General features: G+C 69.8%; 17 protein-coding genes and 1 pseudogene. 6 read left to right on the forward strand and 12 right to left on the reverse strand.

From position 1 onward, the window contains the following. Window positions 1-6: 6 nt before the first annotated feature. Together IE262_RS31795 and IE262_RS31800 are read right to left on the reverse strand one after the other, a co-directional pair. The gene (locus IE262_RS31795; protein WP_189878572.1) at window positions 7-1,842 is read right to left on the reverse strand and encodes an NHL domain-containing thioredoxin family protein; all 1,836 of its coding nucleotides are present in this window, start codon (window positions 1,840-1,842) and stop codon (window positions 7-9) included. Between the two features lie 106 nt (window positions 1,843-1,948). Next, the gene (locus IE262_RS31800; RefSeq protein WP_189878574.1) at window positions 1,949-2,167 is read right to left on the reverse strand and encodes an SH3 domain-containing protein; all 219 of its coding nucleotides are present in this window, start codon (window positions 2,165-2,167) and stop codon (window positions 1,949-1,951) included. A 409-nt stretch (window positions 2,168-2,576) separates the two neighbouring features. Between IE262_RS31800 and IE262_RS31805 the strand changes: the two genes are divergently transcribed. After that, window positions 2,577-2,768 carry a hypothetical protein gene (locus tag IE262_RS31805; protein WP_189878576.1) on the forward strand — a complete coding sequence of 64 codons (192 nt, stop codon included), beginning with the start codon at window positions 2,577-2,579 and terminating at the stop codon, window positions 2,766-2,768. Window positions 2,769-2,888: 120 nt separating this feature from the next. On the opposite strand, the gene IE262_RS31810 is transcribed toward IE262_RS31805, so the two are convergent. Next, entirely contained in the window at window positions 2,889-3,284 is a 396-nt protein-coding gene (locus tag IE262_RS31810; RefSeq protein ID WP_229877660.1) for a cupin domain-containing protein, read from the reverse strand. 51 nt (window positions 3,285-3,335) lie between these two features. On the opposite strand from IE262_RS31810, the pseudogene IE262_RS31815 reads away from it, so the two are divergent. Continuing rightward, window positions 3,336-3,509 (forward strand): annotated as a pseudogene (locus tag IE262_RS31815) (AraC family transcriptional regulator); the annotation flags it as partial. Between the two features lie 72 nt (window positions 3,510-3,581). Next, window positions 3,582-4,091, forward strand: a complete 510-nt coding sequence (locus IE262_RS31820; protein ID WP_134038653.1) for an LURP-one-related/scramblase family protein — start codon at window positions 3,582-3,584, stop codon at window positions 4,089-4,091. Between the two features lie 4 nt (window positions 4,092-4,095). Here IE262_RS31820 and IE262_RS31825 read toward each other — a convergent pair whose 3' ends face one another. The 3 genes from IE262_RS31825 to IE262_RS31835 all read right to left on the reverse strand — a co-directional run bounded on the left by IE262_RS31825 (window position 4,096) and on the right by IE262_RS31835 (window position 7,173). Next, window positions 4,096-4,446 (reverse strand): cytochrome C oxidase subunit I, encoded by a 351-nt coding sequence (locus tag IE262_RS31825; protein ID WP_308432821.1) that lies wholly within the window; start codon window positions 4,444-4,446, stop codon window positions 4,096-4,098. Beyond that, window positions 4,443-6,155 carry an aa3-type cytochrome oxidase subunit I gene (ctaD, locus tag IE262_RS31830; RefSeq protein WP_189878579.1) on the reverse strand — a complete coding sequence of 571 codons (1,713 nt, stop codon included), beginning with the start codon at window positions 6,153-6,155 and terminating at the stop codon, window positions 4,443-4,445. Before ctaD ends, IE262_RS31825 begins: the two co-directional genes overlap by 4 nt. A 166-nt stretch (window positions 6,156-6,321) precedes the next feature. Next, the gene (locus IE262_RS31835; protein WP_189878581.1) at window positions 6,322-7,173 is read right to left on the reverse strand and encodes a carbon-nitrogen family hydrolase; all 852 of its coding nucleotides are present in this window, start codon (window positions 7,171-7,173) and stop codon (window positions 6,322-6,324) included. A gap of 204 nt (window positions 7,174-7,377) precedes the next feature. Between IE262_RS31835 and IE262_RS31840 the strand changes: the two genes are divergently transcribed. After that, window positions 7,378-8,202, forward strand: a complete 825-nt coding sequence (locus IE262_RS31840; RefSeq protein ID WP_134038384.1) for a maleylpyruvate isomerase family mycothiol-dependent enzyme — start codon at window positions 7,378-7,380, stop codon at window positions 8,200-8,202. Window positions 8,203-8,348: 146 nt separating this feature from the next. Here the strand turns inward: IE262_RS31840 and IE262_RS31845 are convergent, their stop codons facing one another. Both IE262_RS31845 and IE262_RS31850 read right to left on the reverse strand, forming a co-directional pair. Continuing rightward, window positions 8,349-9,656: an MFS transporter gene (locus IE262_RS31845; RefSeq protein ID WP_189878583.1), complete on the reverse strand. Its 1,308-nt coding sequence runs from the start codon at window positions 9,654-9,656 to the stop codon at window positions 8,349-8,351. Then, window positions 9,653-10,330 (reverse strand): GntR family transcriptional regulator, encoded by a 678-nt coding sequence (locus IE262_RS31850; protein WP_134038378.1) that lies wholly within the window; start codon window positions 10,328-10,330, stop codon window positions 9,653-9,655. The genes IE262_RS31845 and IE262_RS31850 overlap by 4 nt, the downstream gene beginning before the upstream one ends. 284 nt (window positions 10,331-10,614) lie before the next feature. Between IE262_RS31850 and IE262_RS31855 the strand changes: the two genes are divergently transcribed. Further along, window positions 10,615-11,445 (forward strand): D-alanyl-D-alanine carboxypeptidase family protein, encoded by an 831-nt coding sequence (locus IE262_RS31855; RefSeq protein ID WP_373305195.1) that lies wholly within the window; start codon window positions 10,615-10,617, stop codon window positions 11,443-11,445. A 95-nt stretch (window positions 11,446-11,540) separates the two neighbouring features. On the opposite strand, the gene IE262_RS31860 is transcribed toward IE262_RS31855, so the two are convergent. The 4 genes from IE262_RS31860 to IE262_RS31875 all read right to left on the reverse strand — a co-directional run bounded on the left by IE262_RS31860 (window position 11,541) and on the right by IE262_RS31875 (window position 17,423). Further along, window positions 11,541-13,013, reverse strand: a complete 1,473-nt coding sequence (locus tag IE262_RS31860) for a dihydrolipoamide acetyltransferase family protein (RefSeq protein ID WP_189878585.1) — start codon at window positions 13,011-13,013, stop codon at window positions 11,541-11,543. Window positions 13,014-13,023: 10 nt separating this feature from the next. Continuing rightward, the gene (locus tag IE262_RS31865) at window positions 13,024-14,019 is read right to left on the reverse strand and encodes an alpha-ketoacid dehydrogenase subunit beta (protein WP_189878586.1); all 996 of its coding nucleotides are present in this window, start codon (window positions 14,017-14,019) and stop codon (window positions 13,024-13,026) included. Next, the gene (gene pdhA, locus IE262_RS31870; RefSeq protein ID WP_134038367.1) at window positions 14,016-15,242 is read right to left on the reverse strand and encodes a pyruvate dehydrogenase (acetyl-transferring) E1 component subunit alpha; all 1,227 of its coding nucleotides are present in this window, start codon (window positions 15,240-15,242) and stop codon (window positions 14,016-14,018) included. The genes IE262_RS31865 and pdhA overlap by 4 nt, the downstream gene beginning before the upstream one ends. Before the next feature lie 612 nt (window positions 15,243-15,854). After that, the gene (locus tag IE262_RS31875; RefSeq protein WP_189878613.1) at window positions 15,855-17,423 is read right to left on the reverse strand and encodes a protein kinase domain-containing protein; all 1,569 of its coding nucleotides are present in this window, start codon (window positions 17,421-17,423) and stop codon (window positions 15,855-15,857) included. A 356-nt stretch (window positions 17,424-17,779) separates the two neighbouring features. Here IE262_RS31875 and IE262_RS31880 point away from each other — a divergent pair, with 356 nt between their 5' ends. Beyond that, a complete protein-coding gene (locus IE262_RS31880; RefSeq protein ID WP_134038361.1) occupies window positions 17,780-19,480 on the forward strand; it encodes a Stk1 family PASTA domain-containing Ser/Thr kinase in 1,701 nt (566 codons plus the stop codon). The last annotated feature ends 170 nt before the right edge of the window (window positions 19,481-19,650 follow it).

The following is a 19,650-nucleotide window of genomic DNA, read 5'->3' on the forward strand; positions in this document are numbered from 1 at the left end:
GCCCGGTCAGGCGTCCTCGTCCATCCCCGCCAGCACCAGCGGCAGCCGGTCCGCCCCGCCCTCCGTGACACGGACCGGCACGCCCCAGTCCTGCTGGTGGACGTGGCACGCCGGGTACTCGTTCGCCGGGTCGTCGTCGCAGGACGCCGCCATCGCCGAGACGTGCAGCACGCCCTCCGGCACGGCGGGGTCGAGTTCGATCGTGCGGGAGAGATCCGTGTCCGCGCCCTCGCCCTTGAGGATCAGCTCGGGCGGGGTGGAGGAGACGAGGAGGCGGGTCGACGGGCCGTAGCGCGTGTCGAGCTTCTGGCCCTTCGGGGCCTGGAAGACGACGTCCAGCCGGAGCGTGCCGGGCGCGACGTCCGTGGCGGCGCGCTGGGTGCGGTGGGCCACCGAGGCGACCTGCACGGCCTCCTCCGGCAGCCGCAGCCGGGTCAGCCGGTGGCGGGCCGATTCGACGACCACGATGTCGTCGCCGGCCAGCACCGCGTCCGACGGCTCCCGCAGATCCGTGGCCAGCGTGGTCACCTCACCCGTCGCCGGGTCGTAGCGGCGCAGGGCGTGGTTGTACGTGTCGCTGACCGCGACCGAGCCGTCCGGCAGGGCCGTCACACCCAGCGGGTGCTGGAACAGGGCCTGTTCGGCGGCGCCGTCACGGTGCCCGAAGTCGAACAGTCCGGTGCCGACGGCCGTGTGGACCGCTCCGTCCCGGTCCACCCAGCGCAGGGCGCTCGTCTCGGAGTCGGCCAGCCACAGCCGGTCCCCGTCCGCCGACACCGCGAGACCCGAGGGCTGCGCGAACCAGGCCTCGGGGCCGGGCCCGTCGACCAGCCCCTCGTTGGTCGTGCCCGCCGCCACCGCGACCGTGCGCTGCGCCGGGTCGTACGTCCACAGCTGATGGACGCCGGCCATGGCGATCCACACCCGCCCCCCGAAGACCGCGACGTCCCACGGGGACGACAGGTCCACCTCGCGCGCAGGACCGGACGTCGGCGAGCCCTGCCACCACTGGCGGCCCGTGCCCGCGAGGGTGGTGACCTCACCGGTGGCCGGGTCCAGGCGCCGCAGGGCGTGGTTGACGGTGTCGGCGACGACCACGGAGCCGTCGTCCAGCAGCGCCAGACCCTGCGGTTCGCTGAAGCTCGCCGTCTCCCCCGTACCGTCCGCGAAGCCGCGGGCGCCCGAGCCGATGCGCCGGACGACGGTCTCGCCGTCCGCCGCGAGCTCCACCAGCTGGTGCCGGGTGGTGTCGCTGACCAGGAAGGTGCCGGAGGGCAGCGGCAGCGCCTTGCCGGGGAAGCGCAGCACCGTGGGCTCGGGCTCCGGGGGCACGTACGGGCCGTCGCCGCGGCGCAGCGTGCCCTTCGCCTCGTGCTCCGCCTCCAGCTCCTCGACCAGCCGCGCGATCGCGTGCGCGTGCCCCTCGCCGGCGTGCTGCGCGACCACGTACCCCTCGGGGTCGATCACCACCAGCGTCGGCCATGCCCGTACCGCGTACTGCTTCCAGGTGGCGAGCTCGGGGTCGTCGAGGACGGGGTGCTCGACGCCGTACCGCTCGACCGCGTCCACGACCGCCCGGTGGTCGGCCTCGTGCACGAACTTCGGCGAGTGGACGCCGATGACCACCACCGTGTCCCGGTGCTTCTCCTCCAGCTCCCGGAGCTCATCCAGGACGTGGAGGCAGTTCACGCAACAAAACGTCCAGAAATCTACAACAACGCACTTACCTCGCAGGTCGGCGAGGGTCAGCTCTTTGCCTCCCGTGTTCAGCCAGCCGCCCTTGCCGATCAGCTCAGGGGCACGGACACGGGCACGGCGCGGGACGGGAGAGGCAGCGTTCATGCGTCAAGAGTGCCATCCGTGACTCGGGCTGGTTCCCGGGCCGCCCGGGAACCAGCCCGAGTCACGGATGGCCGAGCGAGTCGGATGCTGCGGCCCTTCGGAAGGCTTATCCCTTGAGCGCTCTCATACAGGTGGCGGCGACGTAGCGGGCGGCCTTGCCGAACGTGACCCAGGTGGACGAGGTCGCCCCGCACGCCGTGTAGGTCCCGCCCTTCAGCGTGCTGACGACTCGGCTGCCGCATACCGAGTCGCCTTGGGTGAGGCTGCCGGTGATGTCGCCGAACGTCGACGGCTGGCTGCGGACGTTCAGTGTCTGCGTCGCCACATATGTGGTGCACGAAGCGGTTTTGACAGGCGCTGCCGCCGCCGGGCCCGCCGCTGCGACGCCGCTCGCGCCGATCATGACTGTCGCGAGGGCGGCCACGGCCACCGAAGAGCCACGCTTGCCGAGCAGACCCGCCCTTCGGTACCCGCTGCCGCTGTCGGCGTTTGCATGCACAGGATGTGACATTCAACCTCCCCTGATTGCTGTCCTTCGAGGCTGTCAGGACAGTCAGGGTCGTGTCGTTGATCCTCCGTCGACGGTTCTTTGATGTTCCGTCCACGGCCGGGCAGCCCTCCCCGCACCACCCCCTACTGTCACGTTCCGTAGCCGATGCCGCACCGGATGCGTACGGGGGGCGTTGGAGGGATATTCGACGCAAGCAGGGGGGCCGACTCCGAGGAGCAGTTCCATGGCAGACGAGACCGGCGGCCCCGGCACCCGCGACCGCGCCGCGCACCAGGACGACAGACAGGACCGCGGCGCGCACCGGCACGACCCCAGGGAGATGCCCGAGCGCCACGGCACCCAGGAGGAGCCGCGCCGCTCCTACGACCCCTGCCACGACGAGCGGGACCTGGACATACGGGAGGGTTACCGGTAACCGGCGGGTCCTGACCCAGCGCGGGGGCGCCCGGACCGCTCCGGCGCCCCCGCGCACACCGCCGCCGCGCACACCGCCCCCGCGCACACCGCCCCTGCGGACGCCGGCAGCGGCACCGGCTCAGCCGAGCGCGTGTCCCGTCGTCGCGTCCACATGGTCCGGGACCTCGTCATGGCGGTCACCCACACTGAGTGTCCCCGACGGCTCGAACATCAGGATCGTGGCACCCTCCGGCGCGATCGGCTTGTGCTCGGTCCCGCGCGGGACGGTGAAGACCGCCCCCTTGGGCAGCACGACGGTCCGTTCACCGGCCGGTTCGCGCAGCGCGATGTGCAGTTCGCCGTCCAGCACCAGGAAGAACTCGTCGGTGTGGTCGTGCGCGTGCCAGACGTGTTCGCCGGCCACCTTGGCGAGGCGTACGTCGTAGTCGTTGACGGTCGTGACGACACGGGGGCTCCACAGGGCGTCGAAGGACGCGAGCGCCTTGGCGAGAGAGATCGGTTCCGTGGGTTCCATAGGGCCATCGTCGGGGCTGCCGCCCGCGCGTACGAGTGCTAGAAATCGCATATTCCGCAAGGATCCTCGCACGCACACACATCGCCCCCGCACCGTGTCGTGGTGATCGTCGACGAGGCCACGAACCCGTTCGAGGTGGGCGTCGCCACCGAGTTGTCCGGTCTGCCACGACCCGAACTCGGGCTCGCGCGGCCGCTGTACGAGCTCACGCTGTGCGCGGCTGCGGCGGGAGACGGGACTCAGCCCGTCGGCCTACCGGCGGCGTTTCGGACCGCCCCCCGGGGAACCGGTGGAGGCATGAGATACCTGGTACGGGACCGGCTCCTCGGCATCGGCGAGGACTACTGGATCGAGGACGACCACGGCCGCAAGGCGTTCCTCGTCGACGGCAAGGCGCTGCGGCTGCGGGACACCTTCGAGTTGAAGGACACCCAGGGGCGCGTCCTGATCGACATCCGCCAGAAGATGTTCGCGCTCCGGGACACGATGGTGATCGAGCGGGACGGGCAGCCCCTGGCGACCGTCCGCCGCAAACGCCTCTCCCTGCTGCGCAACCACTACCGGGTGTCCCTCGTGGACGACACCGAACTCGACGTCAGCGGCAAGATCCTCGACCGTGAGTTCGCCGTCGAGTACGACGGCGAACTCCTGGCGGTGATCTCCCGCAGATGGCTGCACATCCGGGAGACGTACGGGGTGGACGTCGTCCGGGAGGACGCGGACCCCGCGCTGCTGATCGCCGTGACGGTGTGCGTGATCCACCTGGCGGAACGGGAGCGGGAAAGTGGTGCGAACGGCGCTCCGTGAGGCCTCAAAGGATCAGCAACAGCGTGGCCACCGTGGTGAAGCAGGCGCAGGCGGCGAGCGTCCAGCCCACACAGCGGCGCCGCAGGCTTCGATAGCGGCTCTCGTACTCGGCACGCAGCGACACGCACCGGGCCGCGATACGTTCGAGGTCCTTTCGCGCCTGCACGAGACTGTCGGCGATGTAGTGCTGCTCGATTTCCGTGCGCTGCGCCGTGGTCAGCCATTCCATGGGCCGGACGAACGCCTGCGCGCGCCTCGTCGCCTCCGCGATGCGGGACTGCCACAGCAGGTATCCCTCCACCTCGTTGCTGAGCCCGCTGTCAGCCCCGCGGCCCGGCCCGGGCAGATCGCTCACCCTTGTCCTCGGTCGGTCATCGCCGGAACTCCGTACGCCTCGGCCTCGGCCCTTCCGATCTCGGGGTGGTGCAGGTCGAACGCCGGGGATTCGCTGCGGATCCGCGGCATGGTGAGGAAGTTGTGCCGCGGCGGCGGGCAGGAGGTCGCCCACTCCAGCGAACGGCCGTAGCCCCACGGGTCGTCGACCTCGACCTTCCTGCCGTACTTGGTGGTCTTCCAGACGTTGTAGAGGAACGGCAGGATCGACAGGCCCAGCACGAAGGAGCTGATCGTCGAGACCAGGTTCAGGGTGGTGAAGCCGTCGGCGGCCAGGTAGTCGGCGTAACGGCGCGGCATGCCCTCGGCACCCAGCCAGTGCTGGACGAGGAACGTGCCGTGGAATCCGACGAACAGCGTCCAGAAGGTGACCTTGCCGAGGCGCTCGTCGAGCATCTTGCCCGTCCACTTGGGCCACCAGAAGTGGAAGCCGGAGAACATCGCGAAGACGACGGTGCCGAACACCACGTAGTGGAAGTGCGCCACGACGAAGTACGAGTCGGACACGTGGAAGTCCATCGGCGGCGAGGCCAGGACGACACCGCTCAGGCCACCGAAGAGGAACGTGACGAGAAAGCCGGTCGCCCAGAGCATCGGCGTCTCGAAGGACACACTGCCCTTCCACATCGTGCCGATCCAGTTGAAGAACTTCACCCCGGTGGGCACGGCGATCAGGAAGGACAGGAGGGAGAAGAACGGCAGCAGCACACCGCCGGTGACGAACATGTGATGCGCCCACACGGTGATCGAAAGTCCCGCGATGGCGATCGTCGCGCCGATCAGGCCCAGATAGCCGAACATCGGCTTGCGGGAGAAGACCGGGATCACCTCGGAGACGATGCCGAAGAACGGCAGCGCGATGATGTACACCTCGGGATGGCCGAAGAACCAGAACAGGTGCTGCCACAGCAGCGCACCGCCGTTGGCCGCCTCGAAGATGTGCGCGCCGAACTTGCGGTCCGCCTCCAGCGCGAACAGCGCCGCCGCCAGGACCGGGAAGGCGAAGAGGACCAGGACCGAGGTCAGCAGCACGTTCCAGGTGAAGATCGGCATGCGGAACATCGTCATACCGGGTGCGCGCATGCAGATGATGGTGGTGATGAAGTTGACCGCGCCGAGGATGGTGCCGAAGCCGGAGAAGGCCAGACCCATGATCCACATGTCGGCGCCGATGTTCGGGGAGTGGACGATGTCCGTCAACGGCGAGTAGGCGAACCAGCCGAAGTCGGCGGCGCCCTGCGGCGTGAGGAAGCCGCCGACGGCGATCAGCGAGCCGAACAGGTAGAACCAGTAGGCGATCATGTTCAGCCGTGGGAAGGCCACGTCCGGTGCGCCGATCTGCAGCGGCATGATCCAGTTCGTGAAGCCCGCGAACAGCGGTGTCGCGAACATCAGCAGCATCACGGCGCCGTGCATCGTGAACGCCTGGTTGTACTGCTCGTTCGACATGACCTGCGTGCCGGGCTGGGCCAGTTCGGCCCGCATGAGCAGCGCCAGGACGCCACCCAGGCAGAAGAAGCCGAAGGATGTCGTCAGATACAGCGTTCCGATCGTCTTGTGATCGGTGGTCGTCAGCCACTTCACCACGACGTTGCCGGGCTGCCTGCGTCGGACGGGCAACTCGCTGTCGTAGGCGGCGATCGACCCCTCGGAATCGTTGAGAATGCTCACAAGCCGTGCGTCTCCCCATGCTGGCGGTTCCCCCGCGTCAGTCGCCCGTCATCCTCGCGGTCACCGCGGTCGGGGCCGACGCCCCGAGCGGTCGACACTCGGCCGATCGCGTGACGGACACACCCGCATGGAGCAATCAGGGCAATCAGAGCGACGCGGCGGCTGCTCAGCGCGCGGGAGGCCGAAGCCCCAGCATCCGGTCCTTCAGGGCCGGGAACTGCTCCCGGGTGGCGGCCACCTTCCCCGGGTCGAACTCCACCGTGAGAACCTCCTCACCGGAGCCCGCCTCGCCCAGCACCTCGCCCCACGGATCCACCACGATCGAGTGACCCGCCTGAGGAACCCCCGCATGGCTACCGGCCGTTCCACACGCGAGGACGTACGCCTGGTTCTCCACCGCCCGCGCCTGAGCCAGCAGCGTCCAGTGGGAGCGGCGGCGCTCCGGCCAGCCCGCCGGGATGACGAGGATCTCGGCGCCGGCGTCGACGAGACCGCGGAAGAGTTCGGGGAAGCGGAGGTCGTAGCAGGTCGCGAGGCCGAGGGTGGTGGCGAGGCCGGGGGTGGTGGCGGGGCCGGGCAGCCGGACCGTCACGAGTTCGGCGCCCGCGCCCATCAGCACGGCCTCGCCCTTGTCGAAGCCGAAGCGGTGGATCTTACGGTAGGCGGCGGCGAGTTCACCGGAGGGGGAGAAGATGAGAGACGTGTTGTAGAGAGAACCGTGGGGGCCCGCACCCGCGGCGGAGCCGCTGTCGGATGCCGTCTTCTCGGGAATCGAGCCCGCGTGCAGCCACACGCCCGCGTCCCGGGCGGCCTCGGCCATCACCTCGTACGTGAGCCCCTGAAGCGGCTCGGCCTCGGTCGCGAACTCCTCGTACGCGAAGGCGCCGGTCGTCCACAGCTCGGGAAGGACGACGAGATCGGCACCGGACTGTTCGCGGACCAGGGAGGCGGCCCGCCGTCGACGCGAGTCGACCGATTCGCCCTCGTCTACGCCGATCTGGATGAGCGAGGCGCGCACACTACCACCGTCCTGGCATGGGGAGCCGTCCATACGGGCCTACGATCGTCACACGAAAGCACTGCCGGGCTGCCTCGTAGCAGCGTAACTTAACGTTCCACGACGCCCACCGACAGCCGCCGACACCCGCAACCCACCCCCCACCCCCCATCCACACCACCGCCCACACAGTTCCCGTACCGACCGCCCGAGGGGTCCCGTTCCGTGAGTCTGCATCCCACTCTTCAGCCCTACGCCGACGCCTGGACCCACTCCGTGGACGCGATATCCGAGCTGGTGCAGCCGCTCGTGGAGGGCGAGTGGAACCGGAGGACCCCATGCCCCGCCTGGTCCGTCCGCGACATCGTCTCCCACGTCATCGGCATGGAATGCGAAATGCTCGGCGACCCGCGCCCGATCCACACGCTGCCGCGTGACCTGTACCACGTGACGAACGACCACCAGCGGTACATGGAGATGCAGGTCGACGTCCGCCGCCACCACACGGCGCCGGAGATGACCTCCGAGCTGGAGTACACGATCATCCGCCGCAACCGCCAGCTGCGGAACGAGTCGCGGCAGCCGGACGCCAAGGTGCGCGGCCCCCTCGGCGTCGAGCTCACCCTTGAGCAGGCCATGCGGAACCGGGCGTTCGATGTCTGGGTGCACGAGCAGGACCTGCGTGCGGCCCTCGGCCAGCCGGGGAACCTCGACTCGCCCGGCGCCTACGTGGCCCGTGACGAGCTGCTCTCCGTCCTGCCGAAGGTCGTCGCCGAGGACGCCCAGGCACCCCGCAGTTCGGCGATCGTCTTCGACGTGCACGGCCCGGTGGAGTTCATCCGTACCGTCCGTGTGGACATCCAGGGCCGCGGCACCCTGGAGACCGCCCCCTCCCTCGGGCCCGCCGCCACCCTCAGCCTCGACTGGGAGACCTACGTCCGCCTGGCCTGCGGCCGCGTCACCGCCGAAGGAGTCGCCGACCGCGTCAAGGGCGAGGGTGACCCCGAGCTGGTCAAGGCCATCCTGCGGTCGTTCGCGGTGACGGTGTAGTGCGGTTGGTGGTGCAGCGCGGGTGGCGGGTAGTGCGGGTGCCGGCGTAGTGCGGGTGCCGGTGTAGCGGGCCTCGGCGAAGGTCCGGTCGGAAGGGGAGACGCAACACCTCGGCTGCGAACAGCCCTTACGACCAGGCACCCGCGTCACGCGGGCACATGCACCGTCTCCACCCGGCTCGCCACCAGGCGCTCGCGCTCCCGGCGGGCCGCGCGGCGGCTCAGGCGCAGGATCTGGACGAGGCCCAGGGCCTGGAGGACGAACACGACCGAGAAGGCGATGCGGTACGCGCCGCCGGTCGCGTCCAGGAGGAGGCCGACCGCGAACAGCGTCGTCATCGAGGCGACGAAACCACCCATGTTCGTGATGCCGGAGGCCGTGCCCTGACGCTCGGGCGGGTTCGCCGGCCGGGCGAAGTCGAAGCCGATCATCGAGGCGGGGCCGCACGCGCCGAGGACCACACACAGGACGACCAGCAGCCACATCGGCGCCCGGTCGTACGCGAGGGTGGTCGCCCACACCACCGCGGTCGTCCCCACCGTGCCCAGCGCCAGCGGCAGCCGGGCCGCGTGGTGCCGGGCGACGACCTGCCCGTACACCAGACCGACGAACATGTTGGACAGCACGATCAGGGTGAGCAGGTCACCGGCCGACGCCGGGGTGAGCCCCTGCGCCTCGACCAGGAACGGCAGGCCCCACAGCAGCAGGAACACCATCGCCGGGAACTGCGTCGTGAAGTGCACCCACAGCCCGAGCCGCGTACCGGGCTCGCGCCAGGACGCCGCGATCTGCCGCCGCACATACGCCGCCCCGTGGTGCGGGAACGGCTCCGGCTCGTGCCCCTCCGGGTGGTCCTTCAGGAACAGGAGCATCAGTACGAGGACCAGGACGCCCGCCGCCGAGCTGCCCGCGAACGCGGCCGTCCAGCCCACGCCGTGCAGCAGCCGCGCGATCACCAGCGTCGAGACCAGGTTGCCCGCCATGCCCGCGAGCCCCGCGAGCTGCGCGACCAGTGGCCCGCGCCGGGCCGGGAACCAGCGTGAGCCGAGCCGCAGCACGCTGATGAACGTCATCGCGTCACCGCAGCCCAGCAGCGCGCGCGAGGCCAGCGCCATGCCGTAGGAGGGGGAGAAGGCGAACCCCAACTGGCCCGCCGTGAAGAGCAGCACACCGATCGTCAGCACCCTCTTGGTGCCGAGCCGGTCGACCAGCAGGCCCACGGGTATCTGCATGCCCGCGTACACGAGCAGTTGGAGTATCGAGAAGGTGGACAGGGCGGAGGCGCCCACGTCGAAACGGTCGGCGGCGTCGAGACCGGCGACCCCCAGCGACGTACGGAAGATGACCGCGACGAAGTAGACGGCGACACCTATGCCCCAGACGGCGACCGCGCGGCGGCCACCGGGCGGATCTCCGGGCAGGGAGACGGAACCCGCGCTCGAACGCGTACTCATCGCACCTCGCCCCGCGCCAGGTTGGAGAACCAGCTGACGTGCCGGTGGACGATGTCCACCGCCGCCTGCGCGTCGCCCGAGCGCAGCGCCTCCAGGATCTCCTGGTGCTCGGCCAGCGTCTTGGTGATGCGGTCCGGGTGGGCGTGCATCACGGCCACCCCCATGCGCAACTGCCGGTCGCGGAGCTGGTCGTAGAGCCGGGAGAGGATCTCGTTGCCGCCGCTGCGGACGATCTCGGCGTGGAAGCAGCGGTCCGTCACGGCCGCCGCGGCCAGGTCCCCCGCGGCCGCCTGCGCCCGCTGCTGCTCCAGGAGCTCCTCCAGGCGGGCGATGAGCTGCGGCGAGGCGGGCACCGACTTGCGAACCGAGTGCTCCTCCACGAGCTGGCGGGTCTCGACCACGTCCGCGATCTCCTGTGCGGAGACGGGCAGCACGAGGGCGCCCTTCTTCGGGTAGAGCCTGATCAGCCCCTCGACCTCCAGCCGCAGCAGCGCCTCCCGCACGGGGGTGCGGGACACCCCGACCGCCTCGGCCAGCTCGCCCTCGGTGAGCAGCGTCCCACCCTCGTAACGGCGCTCCAGGACGCCCTGCTTGACGTGTGCGTAGACACGGTCGGCGGCGGGGGGCTGCTTCTGGCTGGTCAGGTTCTCGGTCACGGGCGGGGCTGAAGGCATGCCCACAGCATAGATACAACACGTACGCATGGCTTTTCCCGTCCACGATCCGGGATGACGGCCCACCAGCACGGGACCGCCGACGCGCAACAGGCACCCCCCTCGGCAACAGCACAACCTTTTGTGCTACTTACGTGTCACACGAGAGCGGCCCTTTTGGCGCTCGACCACCAACCGGCCGCTCTCCTCAGACATTTGACGCAATCGGGGTACTTAACTTGAATACCGTCATTCGGGACAGGCGTGTCCGCAGAGCCGCCGCCGTAGTCGTCACCACCGGCGCGCTGCTCACCACCGGCGCCCTCGGCATGGCCCCGGCGCAGGCCGCGACCAAGCCCACGATCGCCGCCAAGGGCGGCTACGCGATGAACAACGGGACCGGCAAGTCGCTCTACACCAAGGCAGCCGACACCAGGCTGTCCACGGGCTCCACCACGAAGATCATGACGGCGAAGGTCGTGCTGGCGCAGCCGAACCTCAACCTCGACGCCAAGGTCACGATCCAGATGGCCTACAGCGACTACATCGTCCGCAACAACGCCTCGTCCGCCCGCCTGATCGTGGGCGACAAGGTCACGGTCCGTCAGCTGCTGTACGGCCTGATGCTGCCGTCCGGCTGTGACGCGGCGTACGCCCTCGCCGACAAGTTCGGTTCGGGCACGACGCGTGCGGACCGCGTGAAGTCGTTCATCTCGAAGATGAACAAGTCGGCCAAGGACCTCGGTCTGACCAACACGCACTTCGATTCGTTCGACGGCATCGGCAACGGGTCCAACTACTCGACGCCGCGCGACCTGACGAAAATCGCCAGCAGCGCGATGAAGAACTCCACGTTCCGCACGATCGTGAAGACGAAGTCGTACACGGCGAAGACCATCACCAAGACGGGCAGTACCCGCACGATGAGCCCGTGGACGAACACGAACGGGCTGCTCGGCAGCTACAGCGGAACCATCGGCGTGAAGACGGGCTCCGGCCCCGAGGCCAAGTACTGCCTCGTCTTCGCCGCCACCCGCAACGGCAAGACCGTCATCGGCACCGTCCTCGCCTCGACCTCCATCGCGGCGCGTGAGTCGGACGCGAAGAAGATCATGACCTACGGCTTCGCCGTCTGAGGCTCAGGCCGTCACAGGGCTGCCCGAGGTCGCAGGACGGCCCGAAGTCGCAGGACTACCCGAAGGGGGCCACCGCTCGTCGGTGGCCCCCTTCGTCACGCCCAGGTGATCAGCCTCTTCGGCTGCTCCAGGATGGCCGCCACGTCGGCCAGTACCTTCGAGCCCAGTTCCCCGTCCACCAGGCGATGGTCGAAGCTCAGCGCCAGGGTCGTGACCTGGCGGGGCTTCACCTTGCCCTTGTGGACCCAGGGCTGGAGCTTGATGGCGCCGACGGCGAGGATCGCGGACTCGCCGGGGGGAAGGATCGGCGTGCCCGTGTCGACGCCGAAGACGCCGACGTTCGTGATGGTGACGGTGCCGCCCTGCATGGCCGCCGGGGAGGTCCTGCCCTCCCTCGCCGTCCCCACCAGCTCGCGCAGGGCCTCGGCCAGCTGCGGGAGCGTCTTGTCGTGGGCGTCCTTGATGTTGGGCACGATCAGACCGCGGGGGGTCGCGGCCGCGATGCCCAGGTTCACATAGTGCTTGAGCACGATCTCCTGGTTGGTTTCGTCCCAGGACGCGTTGATCTCCGGGTTCCGCCGGATCGCCACCAGCAGGGCCTTGGCGATCAGCAGGAGCGGGTTCACCCGCAGGCCCTCGAACTCCTTGTCCTGCTTCAGCTCCTCGACCAGCTTCATCGTGCGGGTCACGTCGACGGTCACGAACTCCGTGACGTGCGGCGCCGTGAACGCCGAGCCGACCATGGCCTGCGCGGTCGCCTTGCGGACGCCCTTGACCGGGACGCGGGTCTCACGGGCGCCGGCGTACGGCACCGCCGGTGCCGAGACCGGTGCCGCGGGGGCGGTGGGCGCGGCCGGGGCGGCCGTGGGCGTCCCGGCGACCGGCTCGGCGGCCGGAGGAGGGGCCACCGCCGCGTACACGTCCTCGCGCGTGATGATGCCGTCCGGGCCGGACGGGGTGACCGTCGCCAGGTCGACCCCGAGGTCCTTGGCCAGCTTGCGCACCGGGGGCTTCGCGAGCGGGCGGGGCGGCGCACCGGTCCCGTGTCCGTTCAGCTCGCCCTGGACGCCCGGGAGGGCGGAGGCCGTGTACAGCTTGCCCTCGGCGGGCGGGGGCTCCACGGGCCGGATTCCCTTGCGGGGGCGGCGCCTGGTGGACGACTCGGCGACTCCGTAGCCGACGAGGACCGCCTTACGGCCCTCGGGCTCGGCCGGTTCCTCCTTGGCCGTCTCTCCGTTGGTCGTCTCTCCCTTGGCCGTCTCCTCCTTGGCCGGCGCGGGAGTCGCCGGGACCTCGGCGGGAGCGCCGCCCGTCACGTCCACCGCGATGATGGACGTGCCCACGTCCACGGTGGTGCCCTCGGGGAAGTGCAGATCACGCACGACACCGTCGTACGGGATGGGGAGCTCGACGGCCGCCTTCGCCGTCTCGACCTCGCACACGACCTGTCCGTCGGTGACCGTGTCACCGGGCTGGACGTACCACTTGAGGATCTCGGCCTCGGTGAGTCCCTCGCCCACGTCGGGCATCCTGAACTCCCGCACGGACGCTTCAGTCATCGTCGTCACGACCCTCTCCTCAGTACGCCAGCGAGCGGTCGACGGCGTCCAGTACCCGGTCCAGGTTCGGCAGGTACTCCTCCTCCAGCCGCGCCGGCGGATACGGGGCGTGGTAGCCGCCGACCCGCAGCACGGGTGCCTCCAGGTGGTAGAAGCACCGCTCGGTGATGCGGGCGGCGATCTCCGCGCCGGAGCCGAAGAACACCGGGGCCTCGTGCACCACGACCAGGCGGCCGGTCTTCTCCACCGATGCCTGGATCGAGTCGAAGTCCAGGGGGGAGACCGAGCGCAGGTCCAGCACCTCCAGGGACCTGCCCTCCTCGGCGGCCGCGTCCGCGACCTCCTGGCAGAGCTTCACCATCGGGCCGTACGCGACGAGCGTGAGGTCGGTGCCCGCGCGGACGACCTGCGCCTTGTGCAGCGGGGCCGGGATGGCCTCGGGGGTGACCTCGGCCTTGTCCCAGTAGCGTCGCTTCGGCTCGAAGAAGATCACCGGGTCGTCGCTCTGGATGGCCTGCTGCATCATCCAGTAGGCGTCGGACGCGTTCGACGGCGAGACGATCTTCAGGCCCGCCACATGCGCGAACAGCGACTCCGGGGACTCGGAGTGGTGCTCGACGGCGCCGATGCCGCCGCCGTACGGGATGCGGACCACGACCGGCAGCTTCACCTTGCCCAGCGAGCGGGCGTGCATCTTCGCGAGCTGGGTGACGATCTGGTCGTACGCCGGGAACACGAAGCCGTCGAACTGGATCTCCACCACCGGGCGGTAGCCGCGCAAAGCGAGGCCGATCGCCGTGCCGACGATGCCCGACTCGGCGAGCGGGGTGTCGATGACCCGGTCCTCGCCGAAGTCCTTCTGCAGTCCGTCCGTCACCCGGAAGACGCCGCCGAGCTTGCCGACGTCCTCGCCCATGATCAGGACCTTGGGGTCGGATTCAAGGGCCCTGCGCAGCGATTCGTTGATCGCCTTGGCCAGCGCCATGTTCTTTCCTGCCACAGCCTGTGCGGTCATCGCTGCGTCCCCTCCTCCACATCGGCGAACGACTCCTGGTACGCGGCGAACTGGGCGCGCTCCTCGTCGACGAGGGCGTGCCCGTCCGCGTACACGTTCTCGAAGATGGCGAAGTGGTCCGGGTCCGGCATGGAACGCACCACTTCGCGCACTCGCCTTCCCAACGCCTCGCTCTCGGTTTCGAGTTCCGCGAAGAATCCCTCGTCCGTGTCAGTTTGGGACTGGAGGTAGCTGCGCAGGCGGGCGATCGGGTCCTTCGCCTCCCAGGCCGCCCGCTCGTCGTCGTGGCGGTAGCGGGTGGGGTCGTCGTTGGTGGTGTGGGCACCCATGCGGTACGTGTACGCCTCGACGAGGGTGGGGCCCTCGCCGTTGCGGGCGCGCTCCAGGGCCCACTTGGTGACCGCGAGGCAGGCCAGGACGTCGTTGCCGTCGACGCGCACGCCGGGGAAGCCGAAGCCCTGGGCGCGCTGGTAGAGCGGCACGCGGGTCTGCTTCTCGGTGGGCTCGGAGATCGCCCACTGGTTGTTCTGGCAGAAGAACACGACGGGGGCGTTGTAGACCGCGGAGAAGGTGAACGCCTCGGCCACGTCGCCCTGGCTGGAGGCGCCGTCACCGAAGTACGCGATGACCGCCGAGTTCGCGCCGTCCTTGGCGACGCCCATCGCGTACCCCGTCGCGTGCAGCGTCTGGGAGCCGATGACGATCGTGTAGAGGTGGAAGTTGTTGCTGTTCGGATCCCAGCCGCCGTTGTTCACGCCGCGGAACATGCCGAGCAGGTTGGTCGGGTCGACTCCGCGGCACCAGGCGACGCCGTGCTCGCGGTAGGTCGGGAAGATGTAGTCGTCGTCGGTCACGGCCCGGCCCGAACCGATCTGGGCGGCCTCCTGGCCGAGCAGCGAGGCCCACAGGCCCAGCTCGCCCTGACGCTGCAGCACGGTGGCCTCGGCGTCGAAGCGCCGGGTGAGCACCATGTCGCGGTACAGGCCGCGGAGCTCTTCGGGGGTGATGCCGGCGATGTACGGGTCGTACTCGGCGTTCTTGATCCGCTTGCCCTCGGGCGTCAGCAGTTGGATGAGCTCGGGCTCGGTGCCGGGCGCCTTCTTCGCGGCGGTACGGCTGGTGGTGCGCTTGGTGCCGGTGGTGCTGCTCTTGGTGCCGGTGGTGCCGGCCTTGCCTCCGGCGCTGCGTCGCGGCTTACGCGCGGCAGTGCTCTCCACGGTCACGTGTGCTCCTCCGTCGGTCCGGCCCCCGGGATTGCCGGGTAACCAGTGCGGCTCGCCTGGTCCCGATACCCGTGCACGGGGTGGGTGCCCTCGGCCGGGAACAGGCGTGACAGGTGCCCCGGCGAGCGCCCTGCAGAAAGCACGTTACCCAGTGCCGCACATTCCTGTGAAACCCCTCCTGACCTGCGTTTTTTCTTGGATTTCCAAGTACTTTTTGTCGGATTTCCAAGTAACTCGCATCATCGGGAACAGCTGCTGGCCACAGCACTGGTTACAGCCTCGCAGGGGGCCGGAACACCGGCACGTTATCCCGGTCACCCCGGCCTCGGGAAGAGTTCTCCTCCCGCGTCCCTCATGCCGCACGGCGGAGCGGGAAGCGCCTGCCGCGCTCCTCTGTACCACCCCTTGTGCTCCACACGCCCCTCTGGGCGCCCTCCTCCGCCGCGCCGGGAAGAAACGCCACGCGCGCGTGAAGCCCGTTTTCGGGCCACACGCGCGCGTGGGGTTGTGTTCAGCGGTGGTACCAGTCCGGCTGGTGGTATCAGTCCGCGGTGGTGTCAGTCCGGCCGGTGGTATCTCAGTCCGGCCGGTCCGGGGCGTCCGGAACCCTCGTCAGGTCCCGCCCCCCTCGTTGCCTGCGCCACCCGTGATGCCGCCGTCCGTCGGCAGGCTCGGGGTGTCGTCTCCCTCGTCCGGCGGAGTCGTCGGCTCGTCCGTGGGCGGCTCCTCCTGGCTCTGGCTGGCGGTGTTCGAGGGCTCACCGCCCGACGGCTCGCTCGGCGTGAAGGACGGGGTGAAGCTCGGGGACGGTGCGTCGGAGGGCGTGAAGTCAGAGCCGGAACCCGTTCCGGTGTCCTCGTGCGTGGCCTCGCCCGTCGCCTCGTCGCTGGGCGACGCGGTGGGGTCCTTCTGCTCTTTGGACTGCGTGGCGGTCGGCGACTCGCGGGTCCCGCCACCGTCTCCCCCGCCGCCCGTGTTCTGCAGCGCCAGCGCGACGCCCGCCGCGATGGCGACGACCGCGAGCACCGCGAGGATCCACAGCTTGCCGCGGCCGCTGCCCCGGTTGCCGTGCCCCTCGAAGCCCCCGTCGTCCCGGCCGCCACCGTTCGGCAGGATCGGCTGCTGGATCTGCGCGGTACCGGAATCCCCGGGGTGCGGCATCGCGGCCGTGCCCGCGAAGCCCGCGGCCGGGGTCTGCCTGCCGTCGTGCGCGGTCACGGGCCCGGTGTTCCAGGTGCCGGTGTGGCCGCCCTGGTCGTACAGCATCTGCAGGGCGTACTGGACCAGTCCGCGCATCTCCTCCGCCGTCTGGAACCGGTCGTCCGGTTCCTTGGCCAGCGAGCGCGTCACCAGCCCGTCGAGCTCCGGCGGCGCCCCGTCGGAGACCTCGGAGGGCGGCACCGGGAGGTCCTGGACGTGCTGGTAGACCACCGACAGCGGGGTCTCGCCGACGAACGGCGGCCTGAGCGCGAGGAGCTCGTACAGCAGACAGCCCGTCGCGTACAGGTCGGAGCGGTGGTCGACGGCCTTGCCGAGCGCCTGCTCCGGGGACAGGTACTGGGGGGTGCCCATGACCATGCCGGTCTGCGTCATCGTCGTGGACGCCCCGTGCAGGGCGCGCGCGATGCCGAAGTCCATGACCTTCACGGCGCCGGAGTGGGTGATGATGACGTTCGCCGGCTTGATGTCGCGGTGCACGATGCCGTGCTGGTGCGAGTAGGCGAGCGCCTCCAGCACCCCGGAGACGATGATCAGCGCCTGCTCGGGGCCCGGGGCCTCGGCGTTGAGCAGCAGGTCACGGATCGTCCGGCCCTCGACCAGCTCCATCACGATGTACGGCACGGGGGTGCCGTTCACGACGTCCTCACCGGAGTCGTACACCGCGACGATCGCATGGTGGTTGAGCCCGGCCACCGACTGCGCCTCACGCGTGAAGCGCGCCTTGGAGACGGGGTCCTCGGCGAGATCGGAACGCAGCAGCTTGACCGCGACCGTACGGCCGAGGCGCACATCCTCGGCCGCGAACACCTCGGCCATGCCGCCACGGCCGAGTCTGCCGGTCAGCCGGTACCGGCCGTCCCCGACAAGCCCTCTGTTGCCCCACATCTCCGGCGCGTCTGACATACCGCCGCCAGCCGCCTCGGGGTCGGACGGGCCCTGAGCGCGCTGCTGTGCCATCAGTCCTCGCCGTCGTTTCTGCCCGCGGTCCGCGCGGCCTCGTTGTCACGGTCTTCCGTCGGGCCACGCTACAGCCTCCGCGCAAGGCCCCGGTCCGTCTTGGCGAGGGGAAGATTCAGGAGGGACCGGCCATGAAACCTTCCACACCACCCCTCGTGCACATTGTGTGGAGCGCTGGTACGACCCCGGTAACGCTTCCGCGACGCTTCCTTCGCGTACGGTCACGGATCGGGCACCGCGCTTGACGTGTCAGTGCCCTCGGGCAGACTTGGCCGGGAATCACTCACAACAGCACGAGGATCGCCGAACGCGGGAGCCACGCCGGCACATTCGCCCGCGCCGATGGGGGACGCAGAAACATGAGCCACGACGGCGCACAGGGCCGGTATGCGGGGCGGTCGTTCGCCGGTGGCCGCTACCAGCTGCGCGACCTGCTCGGTGAGGGCGGCATGGCCTCGGTGCACCTCGCCTACGACTCGGTGCTCGACCGGCAGGTGGCGATCAAGACACTGCACACCGAGCTCGGGCGCGAGCAGGCCTTCCGCGAGCGGTTCCGCCGCGAGGCCCAGGCCGTGGCGAAACTCACGCACACGAACATCGTCTCGGTCTTCGACACCGGCGAGGACGTCCTCTTCGACGACGGCTCCGCCCCTGGGGGCGGCGCGCCGACTCCGTACATCGTCATGGAGTACGTCGAGGGCAGGCCGCTCGGCTCGGTGCTCGACGCGGACGTCCGCCAGTACGGCGCGATGCCGGCCGACAAGGCGCTGAAGATCACCGCGGATGTGCTGGCGGCGCTGGAGATCAGCCACGAGATGGGCCTGGTCCACCGCGACATCAAGCCGGGCAACGTGATGATGACGAAGCGCGGCGTGGTCAAGGTGATGGACTTCGGCATCGCCCGCGCCATGCAGTCCGGCGTCACGTCCATGACGCAGACCGGCATGGTCGTCGGCACCCCGCAGTACCTCTCGCCGGAGCAGGCGCTGGGCCGGGGCGTGGACGCGCGCAGTGACCTGTACTCGGTCGGCATCATGCTGTTCCAGCTGGCCACCGGGCGGCTGCCGTTCGAGGCGGACTCTCCGCTGGCGATCGCGTACGCGCACGTCCAGGAGGAGCCGGTCGCCCCCTCCTCGATCAACCGCTCCCTTCCCCCGGCGGTGGACGCGCTGGTCGCCCGCGCCCTGAGGAAGAACCCGAACGAGCGTTTCCCGAGCGCCGAGGCCATGCGCGGCGAGTGTCTGCGGGTGGCCGCCTCGCTCCAGGCCGCCCCGCCGCCGAGCATCGTCCCGGGCGCGCAGACGTCGAGCGGCGCCGGTGTGGGCTCCGCCGTCTTCCCGCCGGTCGACCAGTCGGCCCCGGCACCGCAGGGGAACGTACAGACGCCGTACCAGCCCGGCCCGTACAGTCCGCCGACCCCCACCCCGGCTCCGCAGCCGCCCTCCCCGGCGTACGGCTATCCGCAGCAGAGCGGGCAGAGCGGCTATCAGATGGCGCCGCAGAACGCCGCGTACTCGCCGCAGCCGGGGCCGGCGACCCCGCCTCCGTACAACATCACCCCGCAGCAACCGACATCCGCCTCGGGATCCTCAGGGGGTGGCAAGAGCAACACGGGTGTCATCGCCGGCGCGGTCGTCGTCGCGCTCGTGGCGATCACGGCTCTGCTCGGGGCCATGCTCATGAACGGCGGCGGCGAGGAGGAGGGGGGCGGTGCGAGCGGTGGTACGAGCACCGGTGCCCCCGACTCGACCCCGGATGCGGCCGGGCACAAGGGTCCGGACCCCTCGAAGACCATCGAGACGGAGAGGTGCACGGAGCCTCTGAAGTCGTACACCGAGCCCGACAAGATCAAGCTCCCGAGCTTCGAGTTCAAGAACATCGACTCGGTGAAGAAGTGTCTCCAGGCGGCCGGCTGGCGGTACGAGACCAAGAAGGTCGACGAGAACACCTACGGCGAGGGCACGGTCATGCAGCAGTACCCCTCGACCAACGACAACGTCGACCCCGATGACATGCCGACGATCATCCTGGACGTCTCGACGGGCAACCCGGCCTCCTGACCGGGCTGATCCCGTCACCGCTCATGGGAGGGGGCCCGGTGAATCCACCGGGCCCCCTCCCATGAGCGCTAGTAGTGCTTGGTCAGGTCGGTATGGGTTGTGGCGTGTTGCGGTGACAGGTGGGGCAGGCGCCGGTCCAGACCGCGAGGAGTAACTGCAGTTCGCGGGCG

Source organism: Streptomyces bluensis (genome assembly GCF_014650715.1).
GTDB lineage: Bacteria > Actinomycetota > Actinomycetes > Streptomycetales > Streptomycetaceae > Streptomyces > Streptomyces bluensis.

Coding starts and splice junctions, on each gene's coding strand:
- IE262_RS31865 (WP_189878586.1), bottom strand. CDS start 14,019: ATGACCGCACAGGCTGTGGCAGGAAAGAACATGGCGCTGGCCAAGGCG.
- IE262_RS31805 (WP_189878576.1), top strand. CDS start 2,577: ATGGCAGACGAGACCGGCGGCCCCGGCACCCGCGACCGCGCCGCGCAC.
- IE262_RS31795 (WP_189878572.1), bottom strand. CDS start 1,842: ATGAACGCTGCCTCTCCCGTCCCGCGCCGTGCCCGTGTCCGTGCCCCT.
- IE262_RS31850 (WP_134038378.1), bottom strand. CDS start 10,330: ATGCCTTCAGCCCCGCCCGTGACCGAGAACCTGACCAGCCAGAAGCAG.
- IE262_RS31820 (WP_134038653.1), top strand. CDS start 3,582: ATGAGATACCTGGTACGGGACCGGCTCCTCGGCATCGGCGAGGACTAC.
- IE262_RS31880 (WP_134038361.1), top strand. CDS start 17,780: ATGAGCCACGACGGCGCACAGGGCCGGTATGCGGGGCGGTCGTTCGCC.
- IE262_RS31810 (WP_229877660.1), bottom strand. CDS start 3,284: ATGGAACCCACGGAACCGATCTCTCTCGCCAAGGCGCTCGCGTCCTTC.
- IE262_RS31845 (WP_189878583.1), bottom strand. CDS start 9,656: ATGAGTACGCGTTCGAGCGCGGGTTCCGTCTCCCTGCCCGGAGATCCG.